The following is a 23,311-nucleotide window of genomic DNA, read 5'->3' as shown; positions in this document are numbered from 1 at the left end:
CCGTGTTCCGCGGTCGCTCTCCGGCTGGCTGACTTACCGCATGACGGCGTAGGCCGGGGACCAGTCGACGCCAAGGGTGGTGCCGTTGCCATCGGTCAGGCGCACCCAGCCCAGCAACAGCTTTCCGGCCTGCTCCGATGGTGAGGTATTGCGCACGAAGGTCCCTCGGGCCCAGCTGCCGCCCTTTGGTAGTGCGCCCTGCTCGGTAATGCCCTGGACATTGATGCGTGGCAGTTGGACATCGCCCACCCAAACCGTCCAGTCGGAGTAGGGACCGTTCACCGCGCAATCCCGGATCGCGCAGTTCTCGTACTTCACTGTTCCGTCCTGGCGGTAAGTCCTTGTCCACGACGGGCTATAGCCGATGTCCACGGACAGCACGACATCCTTCATCTCCGGATTCAGCAGGTACACCCCGGAAATCGTGGAATAGTGCCCCTTTTCCGGATTCACCACGCTCCCGCTGATACGCGTGTTCATCGCCTTGCCCACGCGGATGCCACGCTGGCAGGTATTGTCCGCATTGATATGGATGCTGCTGTTGACTGGCCCTGTCCTTGCCCCCGTATCGCTGCCGATTCTTGCGCCTTCCCTGACATGCTGGACGTTGACCTCGATATGAATGGACTCGCAATCCGCCACGATCACCGCGTCGCCGCGCGCACGCGTAAATGTCGTGGAGCCCTTCGCAATCAGGTTCCTGACGGCGTTGCCAACCACAAAACAGTGGTTGATGGTCTGCGTCACGGCCTTGAATTCGTCCTTGACCGTGGGTGCGCATGTGTTCTTGACCACGAACGATCCCACCGAGACGCCTACAACGTTGGCCGAGTTCCCTTCGCTGTTCCCACTGATTCCGAGGCCCGAGGCGCCACTGGTCACGACCGAGAGCGATCCGATGCTGAGGTTGGTAACCGACTGGTAGGGGTGGTCCAGCTCGACGTCAAGTCCGCCCGGCATGATCGCCCCATTGATGGTGCCGCCGACGCGAAATGACCGGAATGAACCAATGCTGATATTGTCCCCGCTGATAATCGACAGCGCGTTTCGTCCATCGTCTTCCGAGTTGTAGGCATCAAATACGCCGATGTTGATGCCGACCGGATTGGCGCTGTTCGCCAGCCAGTCGGACTGGCCGATGTACAAGGCATCGCCCCGCACCTCGCGCGCGCGAAAGCTCGGGATTTCCAGATTCGTCGCACCGGCGATGCCGACCAGAAATATATGCTCGCGAGCAGGCTGGCGCAGCCTGTTGCCGTGTCCGCGAAACTCCAGCTTCACGCCGTCGCATCGCCCGATAAGGAGACCAACCCACGCCCCTCCGAAACTGGGCCGGCCCTGGGGCATGGGCTTGAGCAGCAATTCCCCGAGAAACGAGATCGTCGTGTTGTTGTATGACGCGTCCAGCATCGTGACGCCGCCGGCCATGATCTGTCCGTCGGGAATGAGCAGTGTCTTCCCGCGGGCTGCGTTGATTGCAGCCTGCAGGATGGCGGTCTCGTCCGAGCCGTCCATCTTGGCGCCAAACTCCCTCAGGTTGATCACGTCCCGGGAGGCTCGCGGCCTGGATGACTCCTCCTGACCGATTGTCGGAGCAGACTTCGCAGCCAACAGGGTGCCGGCGCTCAGCGCGAGACCGGTCACGAATCGGCGTCTTGGATCGCTCATGGCTGGACAAGCTCCCACTGTCAGGATTTCCGATCCCCGGCGCGTACGCTGAGGCCGCGACGCCGAGGCCTTCAGTCAACGACCGGCATCGCGTCGTCAAACCCCATTTCGTGCAGCATGGTGGCATTGACTTTATGGACGTCGTACTTGCTCTCGGCAATCTGGCGCGAACGCTGGCCCATGCGCACCACCATCTCCCAGTCTTCGATCAGGCGCAACATGGCCTGCTCCAGCCCACTGACCGACTTGACCGGCACCAGCAAGCCATTTTCGCCGTCAATGACTGTCTCGCGACAGCCTGGCGCATCCGTCGTGATGATCGGGCGTCCCATCGCCATGGCCTCCAGCACGGAACGCGGCGTTCCTTCCCGGTAGGACGGCAGCACGTAGATGTTGCAGCCGGCGATGGCGGGCCGAACGTCCGTCAGCCGGCCAAGGTAGTCGATGCTGCCATCCGCTACCCATGCGTCCAGCTCCTGCTGTGCGATCGCATCGGGGCCGCTATCGATCCAGCCCACCAGACCGAAGCGCGCCCTGGCCCCGCGCGCGCGGATGCGGCGCGCGGCTTCGGCATACTCGCGCACCCCCTTGTCGCCGAGCAGACGGGCAATCAGCAGAAAGCGGGGCCCGTCCTCGGGCAACGGCGCAACCCAGAAGCTTGCCGTGTCGACGCCTGATCCGTTGACGACGCAGGAATGTTTGCCAGGCGACAGAATCTCTGTGCTGCGGAACAGGGCCTCATCATCGGGGTTCTGGAAGAAGATCGTATGGGCGCGGCCCAGCGCCATTCCATACATCAGCTTCACCACGGCGCGCAACGTCGTCCGTTTCTTGTCGTCGCCAAAGGCATAGCCAAGTCCCGTGATCAACGCGAAGCGCCTGGGTACGCGCGCCATCCAGGCGGCCAGCATGCCATAGATCACGGGCTTGATGGTGTAGCTCATCACGAAGTCCGGCCGGACCCGCCGCATCAGCCGATGCAGTGCCAGCAATGTGCGTACGTCGGCCACGATGTTCTTGCCGGTGCGTTCAAGCGGAACGGGATGCACGATCAGGCCTCTCGCCTCCAGGTCCGCCTGAACGGGATTGCCCGGCGACAGGTCAGGCGCGGCGACATGGACTTCCAGGCCTCGCTCCTGCAACGCCTCGAGCAGCGGCCCCCGGAATGCGACCAGCGACTCCGCCAGGCTTGCGATCATCAGGAAGCGCATGCTGCCCTCCACTGGAATGCCGTTGCGCAAGCGGGCTGCGGCGCGTGGCCTCGTGCGCCCTCGGTTGCCAGCCAGGATTGAAACATGAGGACACACCAGAGGGGATGCTGCCAGTTCCTTCGACCCGACAGGTGCTCCGACCAGCGCCTGCGAATCGGCTCCGGATTCAGATATCCCTCGCGCTGCAGGCGCCCGGCATCGAGCAGGTCTTCGGCCCAGTCGCGCAACGGTCCGCGCAGCCAGACGTCGATCGGAACGCCGAATCCCATCTTTGGCCGCTCTATCAGCGCGCGCGGGACATAGCGATCCAGCACGCGCCGCAGCACCCACTTGGTGGTGTAGCCGCCTTCTTCCTGGCGGATCTTGCAGGCCATCGGGAGACGCCACGCGAACTCGACCACGCGATGGTCGAGGAACGGGATGCGCGTCTCAAGGCTGTGCGCCATCGCCGCACGATCTACCTTGGTCAGGATGTCATCGGGCAGATAGCCAAGCATGTCGGATGCCATCATTCGTTCTACGTCGGAAAACGGAGCAAGCTGTCCCATGGCCTGGTCCAGCAGTGCGGGCGGCTCGGTGCCGCCGATGACGACGGCCTCCGGTGTCGACCATTGCGAAACCATGCCGCGATAGAGTTCGGCGGCCGTACGCGCGGCCATCACGCCGGCGCCCTTGTGGATCTTTTCGCCGAGATTCGCCCAGCGCGCCGACACGGGTAGCGATGCCGCGATCCGGTTGATCTGGCTTGGCGAGAGACGAGTCAGTCCCCATGCCGCCGCAGCGCGCAACGAGCGCGGGACAGGTGCGAGGCGATGCCAGAGTTCTGCGGTGATCTGGTAGCGGTTATAGCCGCCGAACAGTTCGTCGCCCGCATCGCCCGACAGGGAAACCGTAACGTGCTGCCTGGCAAGCTCGCTGACAAGCAGTGTCGGGATCTGCGAGGAGTCGGAGAACGGCTCATCATAGATCCCCGGGAGCTCTGGAATGATCGTCCGGGCGTGTTCCGGAGTGATGTACAGCTCGGTATGACGGGTGCCCAGATGCGTCGCGACAGCCTTCGCATACTCGGCCTCGTTGTAAGGCGTGCCATGGAGGCCGATCGAGAAAGTACGGATCGGCTGCGAGGACTGCGCTTGCATCAGGGCAACCACAGTGGACGAATCCACGCCGCCGGAAAGGAATGCCCCCAGCGGCACATCCGCCATCATCTGGCGGCGCACGGCGTCGGCAAGCAGCGTGTCCAGTGCTTCCACCGCTTCCTCGTCGCTCCCCTCGAAGGGATGCTGCCTGCCTTCCAGTGCAGCGGTGACTCCGGACCAGTAAGCGCGCAGCACGGGCTCCTGACTTTGCATGGAGACCGTCAACAGGTGCGCCGGAGGCAGCTTGGCGATACCTTGATAGATGGAATGGGCGCCGCCAACGTTGTTGTGCCGCATGTACAGCCTGAGCGCGTCCCGGTCGATACGACCTTCAAAGGCAGGATGAGCGCGCAGCGCCTTGAGCTCCGAGCCAAACATGAAGGTGCGGCTCCTGCCTGCGCCTTGCCACCCATAGTAAAGCGGCTTCTCGCCAAGCCGGTCTCGCGCCAGCGTCAGCACGCGTGTCTGGCGGTCCCACAGTGCAAAGGCGAACATGCCAACGGTTCGGCGCACGGCCTCCTGCGCCCCCCAGGCATCGATCGCGGCGAGCAGGGTCTCCGTGTCCGAATGGCCTCGCCATGGCACCGTGACCCCCGCCATTTCGAGTTCCTCGCGAATCTCCAGGTGGTTGTAGATTTCGCCATTGAATACGATGACATAGCGACCGCTGGCCGCCAGCATGGGCTGCTGTCCGGCAGGGGAAAGATCGACGATGGCCAGGCGCCGGTGCGCGATGCCGAACGGCACGTCGTGATCGCACCAGAGGTCACCATGGTCGGGGCCGCGGTGCCGGATCCGGTCGGCCATGCCGGCAAGCATCGCAGCACGATCCACTGGGGCAAGCGACCCGCCAAGTACTCCTACGAATCCACACATTGTTGTCTTCCGCTAACTCACTGTTGAGTACAGGCATCCTGCGCCCGATGCACCTGCACGTACCAGTGCATCGCCTCAGCCAGTCCTTCGCGGATGCGGTGCGTCGGCCGGTATCCAAGGATTCCTTGCGCCTTGCCGATGTCAGCCTGGCTGTGGCGCACATCGCCCGCCCGGAAGCCGCGATAGACGGGCTCACTGTTTGCAGCAATGCCGTATGGGACGAGGCCGTCGCGCAGAAGCTGAAACAATGTGCTCAGCGTGGTGCGGTCGCCCACCGCGACATTGAAGGCCGCGCCCTGCCCCGCCCGAGGCTCGCTCAGGGCGGCAAGCAGATTCGCCTGAACGGCGTTGGCGACATAGCAGAAGTCACGGCTGGTCTCTCCGTCACCATTGATGTAAACCGCTTCGCCACGCAGAAGCGCAGCAATCCATTTCGGGATGACGGCCGCATACGCGCCATTCGGATCCTGCCGCTGGCCGAATACATTGAAATAGCGCAATCCCGTCGCGTGCACCCCATAGCAACGGGCGAAGACATCCGCGTACAGCTCGTTGGCGTACTTGGTGACCGCGTAAGGACTGAGCGGCTTGCCAATGCGCTCCTCCACCTTCGGCAGGCCCGGGTGATCGCCGTACGTGCTGCTGCTCGCCGCGTAGACGAAGCTTGCGACCCTGGCGTCGCGGGCCGCGACAAGCATATTGAGGAAGCCGGAGATATTGACGCTGTGAGTCGAGAGCGGGTCTTCCAGGCTGCGCGGAACCGAGCCGAGCGCGGCCTGGTGCAGCACGAATTCCACCGGGCGGAAATCGCCCGCCTTTTCACAGGACTGGTCCGTCTCGAAGCGCATCGCGCGCCGGCAGTGTTCGAGGTTTCGGATATCGCCTTCGATGAACTGGAAATTTGCCCATTGCCGCGGCAATACCAAGCCCCTGACCTCGTCGAGATTGCCGCGATGGCCGGTCGAGAAGTTGTCGAGACCGACGACACGCTGGTCGAGCCGCAGCAACGCCTCGAGCAGATTGCTCCCGATGAACCCTGCCACCCCGGTGACAAGCCACGTCCGCGGCGTGGCCGCAAGGCGTATCTTGAGGTTCCCGTAGGCTTCCGGTTCGGGCAGCAACTCGCTCGCTTCCGGCGCATCCGATCCGTCGGCCGGGCACGTGCGGCTACAGTCGTGCATCGACTTCGCTCCTGGGCAGAATGCCCTTCACATCAAACAGCACCGCGTGGGACTTGCCAAAGGCCTTGATCGCCCGGACTCCCATGGAAACGAACTGGCTGTGCGGAACCGCGAGGACAATGGCGTCGTACTCGTCATGTCGCGGAAGTTCGCGCAGGCATGCGAGACCGTATTCTTCCTCGGCTTGCTCGACGTTGATCCACGGGTCGTAAACATCGACCTCTGCGTTGTAACCGCGCAGCGTGGTGACGATGTCGACCGCCTTGGTATTGCGAACGTCCGGGCAATTTTCCTTGAACGCCAGCCCGAGCATAAGAACGCGGCTGCCCAGTACAGGGATGCCCCGGCGCAGCATCAGCTTGACCACCTCTTCGGCAACATGGATGGCCATCCGGTCATTGATGCGTCGCCCGGCCAGGATCACTTGCGGGTGATAGCCGACCTCCTGGGCCTTGTGCGTCAGATAGTACGGGTCCACGCCGATGCAGTGACCGCCAACGAGACCCGGCCGAAATGGCAGGAAATTCCATTTGGTGCCCGCCGCCTTGAGCACTTCGAGCGTGTCGATGCCCAACTTGTGGAACAACAGGCTGAGTTCGTTGATCAGGGCAATATTGACGTCGCGCTGCGTGTTCTCGATGACCTTTGCGGCTTCGGCCACACGGATGCTGCTCGCACGGTGGGTCCCCGCGACGATGATCTTTCGGTAGAGTTCGTCGACCGCGTCGGCGACCTCCGGCGTGCTGCCGCTGGTCACCTTTCGAATGTCGGGCAACCGGTGTTCCTTGTCGCCGGGGTTGATACGTTCCGGGCTGTAGCCGCAGAAAAACCCGTCGTTGAACCTGAGGCCGCTGCAACGCTCCAGCACCGGTACGCAGATCTCCTCGGTAGCGCCCGGATACACCGTCGACTCGTAGATCACGACCGCACCGTCGGCCATCGCTTCGCCGACGAGTTCGCTGGCGCGAATCAGCGGTGTCAGGTCCGGGCGCTTGGCCCTGTCCACAGGCGTGGGTACGGTAACGACAAATATCTGGCAGCTCTTCAGCTCCGCGGGATCGCTGCTATAACGGAGATGCCTGGCGCTGCGCAGTTCGTCGGCGCCAACCTCCAGCGTCGCATCGTGGCCGCCACGCAGTTCATCGATGCGGGCGCCGTTGATATCGAAGCCCACGACAGGTCTGTGTTTGCCAAATTCCACGGCGAGCGGCAGACCGACATAGCCCAGGCCAATGATGGCAATTTGTGCACTGCTCAGGTCCATTACCGTGATCTCCGGGGTGACCAGCCAAGACCGCTGCGGCGTGGGCAGGTTGACTTTTCCCGGATTATCGAGGAATGACTTCGACTTGTGCGCTGGGCTTGGTGTCTTGCCGTACAGAGGATCCGACGCCTGCGCGGGTGCCGATCGACTCCTGCGGACGGCTGTCGTCCGGCTGGTGGAAGGCGACGTTGCACGGTTGCGAAGGCATGAAGAAGTGACGCTTCACCGCCAGCTTCTCAGCCTTAGGTATGACCCGGCGGGCACCAGAAATCGCTTGCGCGCTACCACGTTTCGAGGCGTTGCCGGCATTGTGCGAGAGCGCACCGAAGCATGGCTGCCGACTTCCTATTCTGGCACTGCGGGACGAGCGTCCGGCGCCATGTCCCGCAGCATCCTTCAGCATCCAGAAGGGAGACGGCCATGAGACCGAACCCACGGGGCACGGAATCAGGTGAAGTCAGTTCAGGACGCGCCGCGGCGTTGATCGAGGCCGGACGCGTTGCTTCCGACGCCGAGAAGGTTGCTGGATTCAACCAGCAATGCCCCGGGGCACAAAGCAACGTCTCGGATCCGGGCCGTGCGCAATGCGGCTGCAACGGCCCGACAGGTGAAACGGCATGATCCGCTCGGTTCTTGTCATCTGCATTGGCAACATTTGCCGCAGCCCGATGGCCGCCTGCCTGCTTAGGCGTGCCTTGCCGGAATGCGACGTCACTTCGGCGGGGCTTTCTCCGCCGGTGGGCGCGAACGCCGATTCGCGCGCGATCCGCCTGCTCGCCGACGAGGGTTGCGACCTTGCCGACCATCGCGCGCGCGCCGTCGACGAGACCATGGTAGCCCAGGCGGACCTCGTTCTGGTCATGGACAGCGAACAGCGCAGAGAGATGGAGTCGCTCTTTCCGCAAGCCAGGGGAAAGACGTTTCGCCTGTGCGAATTCGTCCATGTAGACGTACCGGATCCCTATGGCGGCTCCTTCAACATGTTCAGCATCGTGCTGGGCCTGATCAAGCAAGGCATCGCAACCTGGTCAGCCCAGATCCAGGCGGCAGAGTCCGCGTCCTCCGTCGGAGACGAGCCATGAAGACAGCGGGGTTGGGCGAGGAAACGACCTCAGGCCGGGACGCTCGCACGGCTGCGGTCGATCTGACCGCCTACATTGACGTAGTGGTGCGATACCGCTGGACGTTCGTAATCACGATTGTGCTGACGGTCGCAGCGGGGGTCCTCTATGCGGTTCTTTCGCGCCCGATCTACCGGAGCGATATCGTGGTGCAGCTGGAACAGAGCCGCAGCGACCCCGCGGCACCCAGTTTGAACAGCACCTTCGCTCCCCTCTTCAATCACAAGCCCGTGGCCAACGCCGAGGTCGAGCTGCTGCGTTCGCGCATGATCGTGGGCAAGGCCGTCGACAACCTGCGGCTCCACATCGAAGCGACGCCGCGCTACTTCCCGCTGCTGGGCAAGGCCATCGCCAGCTTCAGGACGGGACTCTCCGTACCCGGCCTGTTTGGCTGGGGCGGCTTCGCCTGGGGTAACGAATCAATCGTCGTGGATCGGCTCGATACCCCAGCCACGATGGAGGGCCGCAAGATCCTGCTGACGGCACTGGGCCATGGCAGCTACAAGGTGGAATTCAGCAGCGACAATGCGTCCGCGACAGGCTCGATCGGGCACCCCTTGTCGATCGAAACCGCTGCGGGGACCGTCAATCTCCTTGTCAGTGACATCTCGGGCAATCCCGGAACCCGCTATGTACTGCGCAGACTTGCACGCAACGACGCCATCGCCCAGCTCCAGGGGAGCCTGAACATCAGCGAGCGTGGCAAGGAAAGCGGCGTCATCGGCATTTCCCTGGAGGGAACTTCGCCCGAGAAAACTGCAGCGATCCTCAACGATATCGGACAGGCCTATGTCGACCAGAATGTGCGCCGCATGGCCGAGGAGGCGGAGAACTCGCTGTCATTCCTTGAAAGTCAGCTCCCCCGGCTCAGGCAGCAGGCCGAAGCCGCGGAATCCAAGTACAACGCCACGCGCAACCAGCGCGGTACGGTTGACCTCGGCGAGGAATCCAAGCTTATCCTTGCCCAATCGGTGCAGATTCAAACGAAGCTCCAGGAACTCAGGCAGCGCCGCCAGGAACTGGCAGCACGCTTCACCGCCAATCATCCGTCCATCGGACTGGTCGACAGCCAGATCGCCAGCCTGACCGCTCAGCTCAACGAGGTTTCCGCGCGGATCCGGAAAGTCCCCGACGTCGAACAGCAGGTGCTGCGCTCGATGCAGGACGTCAAGGTCAGCACCGACACGCTCAAGTCACTGCTCAACGACGTGCAACAGCTTCGGCTGATGAAGGCCAGCAAGGTCGGTAACGCGCGCCTGATCGACCCCGCAGAAGTTCCGATCAAGCCCGTGCGCCCGAATCCGGGCATGATCGTGATGTTCTCGCTGGTCCTGGGCGTCGTTGGCGGCGTGGTGCTGGTGATCGTGCGCCACGCCATGGATGGCGGTGTCGCCGACGCTGACGAAATCGAACAGCAGACGGGCATGACGGTATACGGGACCATTCCCTTCAGCCTGCTGCAGGGACACCAGGAGCCCGTTGGCGAGGCGGCAGGCACACTGCTGGCTCGCGATCATCCCGATGATCCGGCAACCGAGAGCTTGCGCAACTTCCGTACTGCATTGCAATTCGCGCTCGCCAGCAGCAAGCGCCGGATCGTGGCGTTTACGGGTCCCTCGCCCGGCGTCGGAAAATCATTCGTCTGCGCCAACTTCGCTGCCATTGCCTCAACCGGACGCCGCGTGATACTCGTTGATGCGGACTTGCGGCGCGGCCGGCTGCACCAGCGCTTTAGCCAACCGCGCAGCCCCGGATTGTCCGAGTTGCTGATGGGTGCGCCCATGGACCGGGTGGTGCGGCACGAAGTGGCGCCCGGACTTGACTTCATCCCGACCGGCTCCGAACCTCCAAACGCCGCCGACCTCCTGTCAGGCCAGGAAATGCTGAAGCTTCTTGACCACCTCTCGTCTCGCTATGACCTGGTTCTCCTTGATACGCCGCCGGTACTGGCAGCCTCAGACGCTGCCATTCTTGCGAGCAAGGCCGATGCCGTGTTCCTGGTAGCGCGTGCGGACACCACGACAATCGATGAACTGATGTCTTCCCAGCGCGAGCTACGGCAGGCTGGAGCCGAGGTCAAGGGGGTGCTGTTCAACGGACTCAACGTCGAGGGTCGCTGGTATCGATCGCACTATTACTTCGGCAAGTACCGCTACCTCAGCCATTACCAGCAGAAGCCAAAGCGCGCGTGAGGATCCGGACTCCACCGGGGGGCGCCGCCTGGCGTCGTCCCCGGTCGGAAAGCGGAGCACGCAATGCAGCGGTACCGCTTCAGTGCCGCAGGATCCTCGGAAGATCGCCGACCAGCATTGCATAGGCTTTCCAGGTGTTGCGGACATCGTCAATGTTTCCGCGTATCAACGAGAATGCCGTGCGCGTCAGGGGCTCGATACCCAGCGTGAGCGCAACCAGTGCCGCGGCACGGGCAGGCTTGAAATGCTTGCGGCCGTAGAGAAGCCGGCTCCTCAGCGAATAGAACAGTCGATGTGCCCGAACCTGCCGGGATGTGCCACCACCCGCGTGAAATGCCTGTGCGGTGGACAGGTAAACGACTTCATAGCCGGCGCGGCGCACGCGAAGCGACAGATCGAGATCCTCGAGATAAACGAAGAAGCGCTCATCGAAGCCATCCAATGCTTCGAACAGCTCGCGCGGCATCAGGTAGAACGCGCCGATCACATGGTCGACGCGTCGCGTCTCGTCATGCGACCAGTCAGCCATATGGGTGCTCAGCCTGGAAAACGCAGGAACCCGGTTCAGGCCCGTGGCCTGCGCGAGAAAGACGGCGAAGTCGGGAAACCTGCTGCAGCTTCGTGAAACCGCTCCGGACTGGTCTATGAGTTGAATGCCCGCGACGCCGACACCTGCGTTCTCCGGCTTCATCAGGTATGCGACCGGCGTGGACAGGGACTCTCTGAACAGGCGAGTGTCAGGATTCAGGAATAACAGGAATCTCGCGGAAGCGACTGCCGCGCCCTGGTTGCAGGCAGCCCCGAATCCGCGGTTCTCGGTATTGGCAACGATCCTGAGCCTGAACGGCAGCTCAGACTGTATGTCCGCGACCCTGGCCAGCGAATCATCCGACGATGCGTTGTCGACGACGATAACGGTTCCGACCAGGTCCGCATGGTGTTCTTGAATGCTGCGGACGGCATCGAGAAGCTGGCTCCCGCCGTTCCAGTTGACGATGACGATATCCAGCGTGCCGTCAAGACTTGATTGAGTCATTCTCCACTCCATCCGGCTAGCATCGCCAAGGTACCCGTTGCCATACGAGCGTCGTGCAACGGCGATCGAGCCTCCTGCACATTCATCCGGACTTCGGATACAGCCATGTAGATGGTGCCATCGGCAAACCGGCCGATGTAATCGGCCTGATGGCTTAAGCCCTTCCACCGGTCTGAGGGATCCTCGAGCCCGGCCATCGACAGTCCGCATGGAGAACCGGCGCTCTTGCGCTACAGGCCTGCAGCGGGTGCACGCAGATACACCTGCAAAGGGTTCGTCCCGGTCACTGCGCAACGCTGCCGGCGTGGCATGAGAGCGCCAGAGCAGGCCGGCGAGCCAGGCCAGGCGTGTCGCCAGGGCCGCCCGAAACCAGTGTGCGACAACGCACCGATTCGACAGGTGTGCACTCCTAGACTGCGCCTACTGGGAGGACTGCGCATATGCATTGCACGTCCAACGTCTTCCTGCAAGGAGAATGCCGTGAGACCGTCTAATTCCTGCATTCATTCGCCGAAGCCTGCTGGAAATCGCAACAGGTTCTTCTCCGCAATGGCTGTCGGCGCCGCCACCTTTTTGCTGGCTGCATGCGCAGCACCGGGCATGTACTTCGACAAGAATGCCGCGGTAAGTGCCATCGGGCCCGATGTCGTACCCAAGGTAACACCGATCACCCTGGATCTCGTCCGCGAGCTCCGCAATAAGACCCGCGCCGACAACGAGCACGTCGAGGAGCTGTACGCGACGCCGAAGCCCTACCAGATCGGCCCGGGCGACATCATCTCGGTGGTCGTATGGGACCATCCTGAACTGGTCTTTCCGACGCAGACTTACAGTATCGGCGCGGCCTTCGAGATTCCGACGTCAAGCGGCGGGTCCAACGTCCCCGGTTATGTCGTCAGCGCGCAGGGAGACATTCAGTTTCCCTATGCGGGCGTCATGAAGGTGGGCGGCAAGACCGCAAACGAGGTGCGTGACCAGATGGCGCGAGTGCTGTCGCGGGTGGTCAGGGACCCGCAGATGACGGTGCGCGTGCTCGGCTTCCGCAGCCAGCGGGTGTATGTCGACGGCGAAGTCAAGATTCCCGGCATGCAAGCGATCGACGATGCGCCCATGACGCTGGTGGAAGCCATCAACCGCGCAGGCGGTGTGCTCAGCCAGACCGGCGATAACAGCCGCATCCGTGTCACCCGAGGTGAGCGCAGCTGGTATGTCAACGTCCCCGCGCTGCTGGCCAAGGGCGTTGATCCGGCACGGATCCTTCTGCGCTCCGGCGACATCGTGCGTGTGGAGCAGCGCGAGGACAACAAGATATTTGTGACCGGCGAAGTCGTCCGACCGTCGTCACTACTGATGCGCAACGGCAGGATGACCCTGAACGAAGCGTTGGGCGATGCAGGCGGGGTCAACCCGACCTCGGCCAATGCGGAACAGATCTACGTCATCCGCAAGGCATCCGATGGTGAACCCAATGTCTTTCATCTGGACGGCAACTCGCCCGTGGCAATGGCGATTGCCGAGGGCTTCGAGCTTGAGCCCAAGGATGTTGTGTACGTGGATGCAAGTCAAGTGGTTCGCTGGAGTCGCGTGATCAACCAATTGATACCGAGTACGCAGCCGGTGTTCAGCACCGCGACTGCACTGAAATAAGGGGGCCAGCGCGCAATCCGCCTGACCCATCCGCCCGTTCGGGGCGTGATGGTCCGGGGATCGCAAATCAGGCGTTGCGTCTGGCAAGCCATGACAACACACTTCCCCGTTCCGAGACGAACGGGCCGGTGGAAGTGTCAGTCCAGGGAGGCATTATGAGAATCGTCAACACGCGGGACAATGGCCACACCGGCATGGAAGACAACAAGACGGCCATGGACCTGACAGCATACCTCGATGTGTTCGTGCGCTATCGCCGGACCTTCGTTTCCGTCGCGGCAGTGGTCATCTGCTCCGGCTTGTTCTATGCACTCATTGCCGGTCCGGTCTATCGAGCCGACATGACCGTACAGGTCGAGGAGTCGAACACCAACACTGCGGCCCGTGCCGTAACCAGCATCTCGCCGGTATTCGACGTGAAGCCAGCCGCTTCGGCAGAGATAGAACTGCTGCGCTCGCGCATGGTGGTCGGAAAGGCCGTCGATAACCTTCGCCTGTATATCGAGGCGAGCCCTCGCTATTTCCCGCTGATCGGCGCGGCAGTCGCCAACTTCAACCCGGAGCTTTCCACCCCGGGACTGTTCGGGTGGGGAGGGTTCGTTTGGGGACATGAATCCATCGTGGTATCGCAGCTCGATGTGCCGGCTGCGATGGAGGAACGCAAGATCGTTCTGACGGCGCTGGGCGGGGGGCAGTATCGCGTCCGGCTGAGCAGTGACGGCAGTGAAGCCACCGGTCAGGTGGGGGCCTCAACCGTCGTCGTCACCCCGAGCGGACCCGTCACCGTGCGGGTGGATCGACTCGATGGCCGCGCCGGCAGCCAGTTCGTCCTTCGACACCTGCCGCGGAACGCGGCCATCTCGCAGTTGCAGGAACGGCTGATGATCGGTGAGCGAGGCAAGGAGAGCGGCGTCATTGGTGTGTCGCTGGCGGGGACGTCGCCAGCGCTGACGGCTGCCATCCTCAATGAAATCGGCAACGCGTACGTAGGACAGAACGTGCGCCGCAAGGCTGCGGAAGCCGAGAAGTCGCTGACATTTCTTGAACAACAGCTGCCGCAGCTGCAACAGCAGGTCGATGCTGCCGAGACACGGTACAACGCCATGCGCAACCAGCGCGGCACCATCGACCTGAGCGAGGAATCGAAGCTCATCCTTGCTCAGTCCGTCCAGATCCAGACAAAGCTTCAGGAACTGCGGCAAAAGCGCCAGGAACTGGCTTCGCGCTTCACCGCCAGCCATCCGGCTATCTCGCTGATCGACAGCCAGATTGCCAGCCTGGCGTCGCAGCTGAACGGCGTATCGGGGCAAATCCACAAGTTGCCGGACGTCGAGCAGAATGTCTTGCGCCTGATGCGCGACGTCAAGGTCAGCACCGAGTTGCTTCAGTCGCTGCTTAACGACATCCAGCAGCTCAAGCTCATCAAGGCCAGCAAGGTTGGCACCGCACGGGTGGTCGACGCGGCGGAGGTGCCGCTGCGGCCAGTACGCCCTGATCGGGTGATGATTTCCGTGATGTCCCTGGTGCTGGGCCTGCTTGCCGGGCTGCTGTCGATCATCGGGCGCCACTTGCTCAATGGCGGTGTTGCCGACCCCGACGAGATCGAGCGGCAAACCGGCATGACGGTCTACTCGACCATACCGTTCAGCAAGCAGCAGTCGCTGCTGGCGTCCGGAGGCGGCTTGCTGGCCCATCAGCAGCCCGATGACCCGACCATCGAGAGCTTGCGCAGCTTCCGCACCGCACTGCAGTTTGCCATGGCGGGCAGCGCCAGCCGGACGGTGGTGATCTCCGGCCCCGCCCCGGGCGTCGGAAAGTCGTTCGTATGCGCGAATTTCGCCGCGATTGCCGCGGCAGGCCGGCGCGTGGTGCTCATCGATGCCGACCTGCGCCGCGGCTGCCTGCATGAAACCCTCGAAGCCAAGCATGGTCCGGGCCTGGCCGAAGTGCTGCTGGGTGCGCCGCTCGAGCAGGTGCTGCAACGACAGGTCGCACCGGGGTTGGACTTCATTTGCACCGGCACCAAGCCGCCCCATGTCGCGGACTTGTTGCTGAGTCCTGCCATGGACGCCCTGCTCGATCAGCTCAAGTCGCGTTATGACCTGATCCTGATCGATACGCCTCCGGTACTCGCCGCTGCCGACGCAGGCATCCTGGCTGCCAAAGCCGGTACGGTGTTCCTGGTTGCCCGCGCAGAGCAGACCACGATCGACGAACTGGTCGCTGCCCGTCGCGCGATCCGGCAGGCCGGGGCCGACGTCAAGGGTGCGCTGTTCAACGGGCTTGTGATCGAGGGTCGGTGGTATCGGTCTCATCAGTACTTTGGCAGATACCGCTATCTCAGCGAATACGGGGCCGCCCAGTCCAAACGCGCCTGACCGTGGCCCCAGGTCGGATTCGTCCTGGCTAGCGGGTCCGACGCCGCTCTGATGCCGTTCGCCTTTCCGGAGGGAAAGCCGTCATGCCGCTTCTTCACGCCCCAAGCCTCGTTTCCGTCGTGATCGCCGGAGCTGGCGGCCTGGGGCTGGAACTCTACGACTACCTTAGCGGCGAGGCCTTGCCCGTGGCCGGTTTCATTGACGACACGCCCGGCAAGGTGCCCGACGGCGTGGACCTGCCCAACCTTGGTCCGATCCGGCAGTTCACTCCCGCGCCACATCAGGGGGTGATGGTCGCGATTGGTTCGCCTGCGGCACGCCGCGACGTACTCTCCTGGCTGATACAACGCGGCACGGCGGTGCCGTCGTACGTCCATGCCACAGCACTGGTTTCGCCCTCGTCCCGCCTTGGCGTTGCTGCGCTGATATTTCCCTTCACTGTGGTCAGCCGGGACGCGTCGGTCGAGGACGGCGTGGTTGCCAATGCCTTCTGCGGAATCGGCCACGGGGCCTACGTCGGACCGTGCTCGGTGCTTTCACCTCATGTCGTGCTGAACGGAAACTCTGCCGTGGGACCCGGATGCTTCCTGGGCACCCGCGCCACCTTGTATCCGGGCGTGAGGATCGGAGCGGAATGCACGGTGGACTCCCACACCGGGGTGTCTGCCAACGTGAAAGACAGGCAATTCATCACCTCCGGCGCTTACCAGATTGCTTCACGCCGTATTCGCGATGAATAGGACCGCTGCGCCGTAGATCGGAAGGCGTGCGTCTGGCTGGCAGAATGCGGCATCAGGAGCGCAGGCGCCCCTGGATAATGGTCACGACGGTCCGGCCGGACACTGGGTCGATGCCGATCTTCCGCGAATAGCGCTCGGTGACACCGATCCAGTCCAGCCCTTGCGACCACAGACGAACCCGAACCGGATAGATCGACACGGGAACCATCACGACCAGAACCATGCCTAGCATGAACCGGTTCAGCGTCGGCGCCGGCACGACCGGCATATGCCGGCACGAAGGACGCAGATTTGCCCATGCAACCACGAACCCGACTCCCGTACCGATCAGGGTTTCCGCGACCGTGTGATAGTGGCCTGCGATCAGCGCAGTGGCCGCGAGCATCGCCACGCTTATGCCGGCCTTCATGCCGATCCGGGCTGTCCTTTCGCTCCAGATCGAACCCAGCACGGTCAATAACATCGGATAGACGGAAGCCGTCAGCATGGCGTGCCCGCTGATGCTGTAAAGGTTGGCAGCCGGAATGGACCACCCACCGAATTCAAACGCCAGCTTGCCGGCTACGATGACGGCCGCGCCGGCGCAAAGCGTGAAAATCCAATAGAAGGCCTGCCGCCACAGTCCCTGGAATGTGAGACGAAGCGCAACGAACGCTGCAAGCGGAACCAGGAACGAGGCCTCGCCAAAACGGGCTACGAGAGACCAGGGAATATGCACGATGGCTCCAGGTTGTCGACCCCGTCCGGGTCGGCGAAACGCGGAATCCGGCTCATGGCTTCACGCGACATCCAACATCCGGAGCACCCTGTTTGTCCCCCCGGAACCGCGGCGCCGAGAACTCTCCGGCCGCGCTGATCCCATCACGCGCCAGGACCTTGCTGACCGTTCGCCACAAGATCACGATGTCCAGCCATACCGATACATGATCCACGTACCAAACGTCCAGCCTGAACTTCTCCTCCCAGCTGATCGCGTTGCGTCCGCTGATCTGCGCGAGTCCGGTGATGCCCGGCGGGACGTCGTGGCGACGCGCCTGTTCCGGCGAATAGAGCGGCAAGTACTCCATCAGTAGCGGGCGCGGCCCGACCAGGCTCATATCCCCTTTCAAAACGTTCCAGAGCTCAGGCAATTCGTCGAGACTGGTGGAGCGAAGAAAGGCGCCGAACTTCGTGAGGCGGTCCGGATCGGGCAGCAATTCGCCATCCGGCCCTCTCGCATCCGTCATGGTGCGAAACTTGAGAATCTGAAATGGCTTGCCATGCAGTCCCGGCCGCACTTGCCGAAAGAACACGGGAGTACCCAGCCTCAGGCGGACTGCGCAGATCAGGATGAGAAGGGGGATGGCGAGCAGCAGCAGGCCCACCGAGGATAGAACAACGTCAAAGATGCGCTTCATGATGCTTCCTGCCAGATCATTGAGACTCGGTCTTTGACGATGCAAGCCACTACGTTCGCAGTATGGATGTTGAACACCGCAGGACGAGGCTTGGACTCGCCTGATATTGTGCCCCGGCCATCTGCCGCGAAGACAGACCATGACCGATTCGCACCATTCGCTAAATATAATCGAACGGGAGTGTGTCCCGACGATCGATATGTGGCGACGGGCACAGTACGTCGTTCACCCTTACATCCCGCGGTCGCGCTGCGTGACCCTCGCCGTCTGCTTCACCAGCGCGACATGATCAGCGTCGCTCGCCTGGCGATAGCTCCTGATCCACGCGCGAACCTTGATATCGATGGAGCGCTCGACAATGCGGTAGACAAGTGCCGCCACAAGCACCGACGCAAACACCAGCGTTAGACAGATCAGGTCCCCCGGCAAGAGGCGAAGCTTGTCCGCTCCGGTCAGCACCCGCGCAAATGCGGGAATCGTGAATGCCTGCAGCAGGTACAGGGAATACGATGCGTCACCGACCTGCTGCAGGAGGTCACTCCCCTTCCAGCCGCCTGCGGCTTCCCTGAGGATCACCCCCGCTACCAGCAACGCCGCCGGAATCCCCGCAAAAATGACCCGGTGCGCCATGTCGGAGCTGGGCGTCCCGATGCAGAAGCCCAGCACGCCCGCGGCAATGATGACAGCGGAAGTCCGCCTGGAAACTCTGAAGCCGGATCGATAGGCCCAGGCGAAGACGCAGCCGAATATGAACTCCAGCAACAACGGATCGGTCAGGAACCTGAAGATGTACGCCGACGGTCGCGTCAGTGACAGGATGGAAAGCCCTGCGAAAAAGACGGTGAGGACCAGCCGGCTGCGTCGTTCCGCGAAACAGAGCGACACCGCGAACACGGCATAGAAGAACATCTCATAGGTCAGCGTCCAGCCAACATAGAGGACCGGGTAATAGCTGCCGCTTTCCCTGACCTCGTATGGGACGAAGAGATAGGAGGTCACCGCCTGCATCAGCGTGAACTCCGTCGTTTTCAGGCCCGGTGCGATCCACACGATCGCCAGCATCAGGCTCGTGAGAAGCCAGTACATCGGGGCAATGCGCGCAATCCGGGCGGCCATGAATTCCCTTGCCGCACCAAGGCCCCGGTCTCGCCCCGCGGTCGTCATCACCATGACGAAGCCGGATATGAAGAAGAAGATGTCGACACCGGCCCATCCCCACGCCGCCGCGTGGCTCACGATCCCTGGCTTCCAGCCGTGGATCTGTATCGTCGCGGCGGCGTGATAGGCAACGACCGCCATCGCCGCGATGGCGCGCAAGCACTGGACGGAAGACAGCCTTTGCTTGGACATGGGTTCCTTTGCTCCGATCGTGGCTTGAGCGACTACGTACCCCCAAACGGGGGCCGTGTCGTGCCATTCTGAGCCACGGCAAACGTCGACACTGTTACCCATCTCACACATGCCGTGTTGCTGCGCGGTGCTGCCATGCCCCGGGGATCAGCGGTTCTGTTGGAGAGCGCACCGAAGCCGCGCGGCGGCATCGGTACAGTCAGCGTCGACGATCGGGCAGGCCGCGCGCCCGGAGTTGACCGGTGCAGAGGATCCACATGAAATCTACGACCGTACCCGGCGAGGGCGGTGGCGGACTCGATGCCACCACGCCAGCGTCTGCTCAACCTCACCCGCTGCACGGTCCGGACGCGATCTGGCAGGAAACCAACTGCTATATCGACCTGTGGATCGAGCTGCTGCATGCCTGGGGACTCGACCCGCGCGCCGCGCTGCCGTTCACGGTCGCGCAGGACTTCGAAGGCGACCACTTCACGTTCTTCAAATACCCGCAAGCCGATCTGGAGACTTTGTACGGCACGGTCGTCCAGGAAATGGCGGTCTATGACACGCTGCAGGCCCATATCGTGACGCAGGTCGAACGCGGGCATACGGTCCTGGTCGAGGTCGACAGCTACTACCTGCCCGACACTCACGCAACGGCGTACCGGCGCGAGCACGTCAAGACCACGGTGGCGATCGATGACATCAACCCCCAGGCGCAACGGCTCTCATATTTCCACAGCCTGGGATATCACAGCGCGCAGGACGAGGACTATCGCGGCCTGCTGAGGCTGTCGCCGGAACTGCACGGCAACGGCAACATCCTCTTTCCCTATGCCGAATGCGCGAAGCGCGTACGGCCCGCGCTCGCCATGCCAGCCATGGCCGACGCCTCGGTCGCGCTGATGCGCCAGCACCTGGAGCGGCTGCCCTCTATCAATCCCGTCAGCCACTGGCGACAGGACTTCGACGAGCACATGGACACGCTGCTGGCGCGCGACGAGGCCTACTTCCACCTCTACACCTTCAATCTGCCGCGCCAGCTCGGCGCGAACTTCGAGATGCTGCATCACTGGCTGCGGTGGCTGGCCGAGCAGGGTGGCGGCAGTCCGTTGACCGCTCTGGCCGCAGACGCCGCATGCGCCATCGCAACGGAAGCGAAGGTCCTGCAGTTCCGCCTGGCCCGTGCGGTCGCGCGGCGCCGTGCCGACCCTTGCACGCAGAGCCTCGAGGCTTTGGAAACCAGCTACGACAAGACGATCGACAGTCTGGTTGCGGCCTTCGGCGGCGCGGTCGCGGCAGCCGCCTAGTGTCCTGAGTTGGAAGTTCGTTGCAGAAATAAGTCTGTCGAGAATGTGTGCGAGCCTAGGAGTGAAGCACAGCAAGGCTGGAGCCTTGCGAGCATTCGCGACGACGGATCGTGCGCCTTATCGGCGGACTTATGCAACGAACTTGTAACTCAGGACACTAGAATTGTCGGCGATTCGCGTCGCCTCGCATGCGGCGCGCTATCGCACACACCTCGCCCACTGCGCCCGGCAAGTGACCAGCCGTCATCCGTCGTAGCCAAGCGGGTGCTCGGCATTGAGCGCGTAGATCTCGCCAGAGGGCGCTGGCGCGGCATCGCCGCCGGCCTTGCCATCGAACACGAGCCGCAACCGCCGGCCGCCGCCCGGCGCGAGATGGAACCAGTTCTCGCTGGCGTGGTAGGCGCGGTCTTCGATATGCACCCATCGGGCAAAGCGCCGGGCCGTGACGGTGATCCACCAGTCGTCACTCACGCGTTCGAGCCGGGCCTGCAGATCGGGCGCCTTGAGTGCGGCAGCGCGACGATCGGGCAGATACACGGCCTGGCTGAGCGGCTCGCCGCCCTCTCCCGCAAGCAGCGTCGCCTGCACCACGTCGTGCGTGGGTGGACCGAAACGGTAGGCGTAGGTGAAATCAAAGAACCGGTCGAGCAGCGCGGCCGCCTCCACGCACTCTGCACCGTGGGCAGGCAGCCGCAGAAGCCGGCGCGCCTGGGCCACGACGACTTCGCCATCACGCAGGCAACGCAACTCCAGCCACAACGCGCGCGCCTGCGCCGTTTCGTTGAGCACGTGAAGGTGCAGGCCGTTGAGGCCTTCGTCGGTGATCAGCACCTGCAGCGGCTGCCAGGCCTGCCTCAGTGCGTGCCAGGCCGATTTGGGACGGCCGCAGGCATCGACGATGCCCCAGCCGGCGCCCGGCAGCAGATCCTGGAACTGCCAGACCAGGCCGCCCGCGCAACTCGACCCGACGCGCCGCCATTCGGCGAAGACATCGCTCATCACCTCGGCGACCACCGCGCGCGACAGCATCAGGTACCGTTGCGGCTGTTCGTACCGCAGGCGCGCGGGGTCGACGTCATACAAGGTGCGCAGGTAGTGTTCGCGCACGTCCTCGAAGTCCCACGATGCACCGGCATCGCGTGGCACCCTGGCTTTCCAGCGCGGGGAATGCAGCGGCGGCGAGCCGCTCTCCGCGAGCGTGCGGTCGCACGGGACATTGGCGAAGGCCAGGCATTCGGAGGCGAACCGTACCTGCGCCAGGCGCGCATCGGCCAGCGGACGCTGGTAGGCACCCACGCCGTAATAGTGGCTGACGCCGGTATCGGGCTGGAATGGCAACGCGCCTCCGGTGGGCGAGTTGCCGACATACACGATATCGGGCCGATGGGTCGCGACCAGGTCCGGGATCAGCGCGTCGAACAGCGGTTGCTTCCAGTCGCCGCGCGCGGCACCGAGCATGGCGGCCTGCTGCTCCGCTTCGCTGCCGCCGCAGACTACCGCGACACTCGGGTGGGTACGGGTGGAGGAGAGCCACTCTGCGACTTCCCGTGCAATGTCATCCGACAGGCCAACGCCAGGTCCGATGCTGCCGTAGTCGAAGTTGGCGAACATGAAGTCCTGCCAGACCAGCAGGCCAAGTTCGTCGCAGACGCGATAGAACGCGTCTCCCGGATAGCACGTCACCCCGCTCACGCGGACCATGTTCATGCCGCCGGCGCGCGCAAGATCCAGCCAGTGCCTGGAAGCTTCATCGACATCCGCGAGCCCCGGCAGATCCATGCTCGAAATACAGGCCCCGCGACAGAATATCCGTTCGCCGTTGAGGTGCAGCGCGAACGCGCCCGACTCATCCTGGCCGAGCGATACGCTGCGAAAGCCGACCCGTCCACAGTGGACGGCGCGGCCGTCAATGGTCGCTTCGACACCGTAGAGGTGCGGCTCGCCATGCGTATGCGGCCACCACAGCCGAGGGTGCTCGACCCGGACGACGCCTTCCAGCGTGTGATCGTCGATGCGCGACAACCGGCCCGGATGGCGCAGTCCCGCCTCGTCGCGGATCTCGAACGATGCGGAATCCGGCGCCGGCGCCAGGAAGTGCAGGCGCACCGTGACCTCGCCATTCTGCTCCTGCACGCGCGCCCACAGGTCGGCGCGCAGGCCATGCAGGATGTCTTCACTGGCCGGATCGAGCAGTTCCACCGGCCGCCAGGGCCCGACCGCATGGACCGGCGGGCACCAGCCCGGCATGTGGCCAAGCAGCGTCGTGCGGACCGCGCGCAACTGCGCCGGCACGATCATCCTTGGCTTCCAGCGCACCGGACCGCGCTGCTTGCGCAACCACGGTTCGAGCGCGCGAAAACAGATGTGCAGCACGTTGTCGCCAGCCAGGTCGACGTCGACCTCGTGCGCGACGAACATGTGCCGCGTGCTCAGTACCAGCGTGCCGTTCAGCCAGATCTCGGCGACCGTGGCAAGGCCGTTGAAGCGCAGCGTCTTCCGCCCAAGGCCCGAAAACGCTGCGCGATACCAATGGTCGTGCACGTGCAACGGGGTCGGCGCCGCGTCGTCCCAGCGCCCTGCGGCGCGCAGCGCGCTGGCGACGGTGCCCGGCACGGGGGCCGGCAACCACGCAATGCCCGCCGGCAATGCCGCGGGACTCTGCGCGGCGCCGGCGGCGGTTTGCGCCCAGGTCCATGCGCCGTCCAGCGCGGCGCTGACGATGCCAATCCCGGCACGGCTGACCGGCACGGCTCGCCAGATCGGCACCAGGCTTGTGTCCAGGCAGTTCTGCTGCGTCATGAGGCGCTCGTCACTGCGGG

Annotated in this window: 16 protein-coding genes; 6 read left to right on the top strand and 10 right to left on the bottom strand. The window is 63.4% G+C overall.

Features of this window, described 5'->3' with window-relative positions:
* Positions 1–33: 33 nt before the first annotated feature.
* From KHO22_RS16740 to tviB, 5 genes are all read right to left on the bottom strand, one after another.
* Complete coding sequence (locus KHO22_RS16740) at positions 34–1,668, bottom strand: hypothetical protein (protein WP_211948272.1); 1,635 nt, start codon at positions 1,666–1,668, stop codon at positions 34–36.
* A 71-nt stretch (positions 1,669–1,739) separates the two neighbouring features.
* On the bottom strand, positions 1,740–2,879 hold the full coding sequence (locus KHO22_RS16735) for a glycosyltransferase family 4 protein (RefSeq protein ID WP_211948271.1): 1,140 nt from the start codon (positions 2,877–2,879) through the stop codon (positions 1,740–1,742).
* On the bottom strand, positions 2,867–4,894 hold the full coding sequence (gene asnB, locus KHO22_RS16730; protein ID WP_211948270.1) for an asparagine synthase (glutamine-hydrolyzing): 2,028 nt from the start codon (positions 4,892–4,894) through the stop codon (positions 2,867–2,869). Before asnB ends, KHO22_RS16735 begins: the two co-directional genes overlap by 13 nt.
* Before the next feature lie 17 nt (positions 4,895–4,911).
* Positions 4,912–6,075 (bottom strand): NAD-dependent epimerase/dehydratase family protein, encoded by a 1,164-nt coding sequence (locus tag KHO22_RS16725; protein ID WP_211948269.1) that lies wholly within the window; start codon positions 6,073–6,075, stop codon positions 4,912–4,914.
* Positions 6,062–7,339, bottom strand: coding sequence for a Vi polysaccharide biosynthesis UDP-N-acetylglucosamine C-6 dehydrogenase TviB (gene tviB / locus KHO22_RS16720; protein WP_211948268.1), 1,278 nt, complete (start codon positions 7,337–7,339; stop codon positions 6,062–6,064). Before tviB ends, KHO22_RS16725 begins: the two co-directional genes overlap by 14 nt.
* Before the next feature lie 617 nt (positions 7,340–7,956).
* Between tviB and KHO22_RS16715 the strand changes: the two genes are divergently transcribed.
* The gene (locus tag KHO22_RS16715; protein WP_211948267.1) at positions 7,957–8,421 is read left to right on the top strand and encodes a low molecular weight protein-tyrosine-phosphatase; all 465 of its coding nucleotides are present in this window, start codon (positions 7,957–7,959) and stop codon (positions 8,419–8,421) included.
* Positions 8,418–10,652 carry a polysaccharide biosynthesis tyrosine autokinase gene (locus tag KHO22_RS16710; RefSeq protein WP_211948266.1) on the top strand — a complete coding sequence of 745 codons (2,235 nt, stop codon included), beginning with the start codon at positions 8,418–8,420 and terminating at the stop codon, positions 10,650–10,652. Before KHO22_RS16715 ends, KHO22_RS16710 begins: the two co-directional genes overlap by 4 nt.
* Positions 10,653–10,731: 79 nt before the next feature.
* Here the strand turns inward: KHO22_RS16710 and KHO22_RS16705 are convergent, their stop codons facing one another.
* Positions 10,732–11,688 (bottom strand): glycosyltransferase family 2 protein, encoded by a 957-nt coding sequence (locus tag KHO22_RS16705; RefSeq protein ID WP_211948265.1) that lies wholly within the window; start codon positions 11,686–11,688, stop codon positions 10,732–10,734.
* A 549-nt stretch (positions 11,689–12,237) separates the two neighbouring features.
* Here KHO22_RS16705 and KHO22_RS16700 point away from each other — a divergent pair.
* From KHO22_RS16700 to KHO22_RS16690, 3 genes are all read left to right on the top strand, one after another.
* The gene (locus tag KHO22_RS16700; RefSeq protein WP_211948352.1) at positions 12,238–13,335 is read left to right on the top strand and encodes a polysaccharide biosynthesis/export family protein; all 1,098 of its coding nucleotides are present in this window, start codon (positions 12,238–12,240) and stop codon (positions 13,333–13,335) included.
* Between the two features lie 155 nt (positions 13,336–13,490).
* Entirely contained in the window at positions 13,491–15,713 is a 2,223-nt protein-coding gene (locus tag KHO22_RS16695; protein WP_211948264.1) for a polysaccharide biosynthesis tyrosine autokinase, read from the top strand.
* 83 nt (positions 15,714–15,796) lie between these two features.
* Complete coding sequence (locus KHO22_RS16690) at positions 15,797–16,453, top strand: acetyltransferase (protein WP_211948263.1); 657 nt, start codon at positions 15,797–15,799, stop codon at positions 16,451–16,453.
* A 52-nt stretch (positions 16,454–16,505) separates the two neighbouring features.
* On the opposite strand, the gene KHO22_RS16685 is transcribed toward KHO22_RS16690, so the two are convergent.
* From KHO22_RS16685 to KHO22_RS16675, 3 genes are all read right to left on the bottom strand, one after another.
* Positions 16,506–17,171, bottom strand: coding sequence for a hypothetical protein (locus KHO22_RS16685; protein ID WP_211948262.1), 666 nt, complete (start codon positions 17,169–17,171; stop codon positions 16,506–16,508).
* A gap of 52 nt (positions 17,172–17,223) precedes the next feature.
* On the bottom strand, positions 17,224–17,850 hold the full coding sequence (locus KHO22_RS16680; RefSeq protein WP_211948261.1) for a sugar transferase: 627 nt from the start codon (positions 17,848–17,850) through the stop codon (positions 17,224–17,226).
* A gap of 231 nt (positions 17,851–18,081) precedes the next feature.
* Positions 18,082–19,200 (bottom strand): acyltransferase family protein, encoded by a 1,119-nt coding sequence (locus KHO22_RS16675; protein WP_211948260.1) that lies wholly within the window; start codon positions 19,198–19,200, stop codon positions 18,082–18,084.
* Between the two features lie 257 nt (positions 19,201–19,457).
* Here KHO22_RS16675 and KHO22_RS16670 point away from each other — a divergent pair, with 257 nt between their 5' ends.
* On the top strand, positions 19,458–20,492 hold the full coding sequence (locus KHO22_RS16670) for a DUF1839 family protein (protein ID WP_211948259.1): 1,035 nt from the start codon (positions 19,458–19,460) through the stop codon (positions 20,490–20,492).
* A gap of 243 nt (positions 20,493–20,735) precedes the next feature.
* On the opposite strand, the gene KHO22_RS16665 is transcribed toward KHO22_RS16670, so the two are convergent.
* Positions 20,736–23,291 (bottom strand): beta-mannosidase, encoded by a 2,556-nt coding sequence (locus tag KHO22_RS16665; RefSeq protein WP_211948258.1) that lies wholly within the window; start codon positions 23,289–23,291, stop codon positions 20,736–20,738.
* Positions 23,292–23,311 lie beyond the last annotated feature (20 nt).

The sequence above is a fragment of the Cupriavidus yeoncheonensis genome (genome assembly GCF_905397275.1).
Taxonomy (GTDB): Bacteria; Pseudomonadota; Gammaproteobacteria; order Burkholderiales; family Burkholderiaceae; genus Cupriavidus; species Cupriavidus yeoncheonensis.
This window is presented reverse-complemented; position numbering and strand designations above follow the sequence as displayed.

Excerpts from the sequence above, each read along its gene's own strand:
- KHO22_RS16740 (WP_211948272.1), bottom strand. The coding sequence starts at position 1,668 with ATGAGCGATCCAAGACGCCGATTCGTGACCGGTCTCGCGCTGAGCGCC.
- KHO22_RS16735 (WP_211948271.1), bottom strand. The coding sequence starts at position 2,879 with ATGCGCTTCCTGATGATCGCAAGCCTGGCGGAGTCGCTGGTCGCATTC.
- asnB (WP_211948270.1), bottom strand. The coding sequence starts at position 4,894 with ATGTGTGGATTCGTAGGAGTACTTGGCGGGTCGCTTGCCCCAGTGGAT.
- KHO22_RS16725 (WP_211948269.1), bottom strand. The coding sequence starts at position 6,075 with ATGCACGACTGTAGCCGCACGTGCCCGGCCGACGGATCGGATGCGCCG.
- tviB (WP_211948268.1), bottom strand. The coding sequence starts at position 7,339 with ATGGACCTGAGCAGTGCACAAATTGCCATCATTGGCCTGGGCTATGTC.
- KHO22_RS16715 (WP_211948267.1), top strand. The coding sequence starts at position 7,957 with ATGATCCGCTCGGTTCTTGTCATCTGCATTGGCAACATTTGCCGCAGC.
- KHO22_RS16710 (WP_211948266.1), top strand. The coding sequence starts at position 8,418 with ATGAAGACAGCGGGGTTGGGCGAGGAAACGACCTCAGGCCGGGACGCT.
- KHO22_RS16705 (WP_211948265.1), bottom strand. The coding sequence starts at position 11,688 with ATGACTCAATCAAGTCTTGACGGCACGCTGGATATCGTCATCGTCAAC.
- KHO22_RS16700 (WP_211948352.1), top strand. The coding sequence starts at position 12,238 with ATGGCTGTCGGCGCCGCCACCTTTTTGCTGGCTGCATGCGCAGCACCG.
- KHO22_RS16695 (WP_211948264.1), top strand. The coding sequence starts at position 13,491 with ATGAGAATCGTCAACACGCGGGACAATGGCCACACCGGCATGGAAGAC.
- KHO22_RS16690 (WP_211948263.1), top strand. The coding sequence starts at position 15,797 with ATGCCGCTTCTTCACGCCCCAAGCCTCGTTTCCGTCGTGATCGCCGGA.
- KHO22_RS16680 (WP_211948261.1), bottom strand. The coding sequence starts at position 17,850 with ATGAAGCGCATCTTTGACGTTGTTCTATCCTCGGTGGGCCTGCTGCTG.
- KHO22_RS16675 (WP_211948260.1), bottom strand. The coding sequence starts at position 19,200 with ATGTCCAAGCAAAGGCTGTCTTCCGTCCAGTGCTTGCGCGCCATCGCG.
- KHO22_RS16670 (WP_211948259.1), top strand. The coding sequence starts at position 19,458 with ATGAAATCTACGACCGTACCCGGCGAGGGCGGTGGCGGACTCGATGCC.
- KHO22_RS16665 (WP_211948258.1), bottom strand. The coding sequence starts at position 23,291 with ATGACGCAGCAGAACTGCCTGGACACAAGCCTGGTGCCGATCTGGCGA.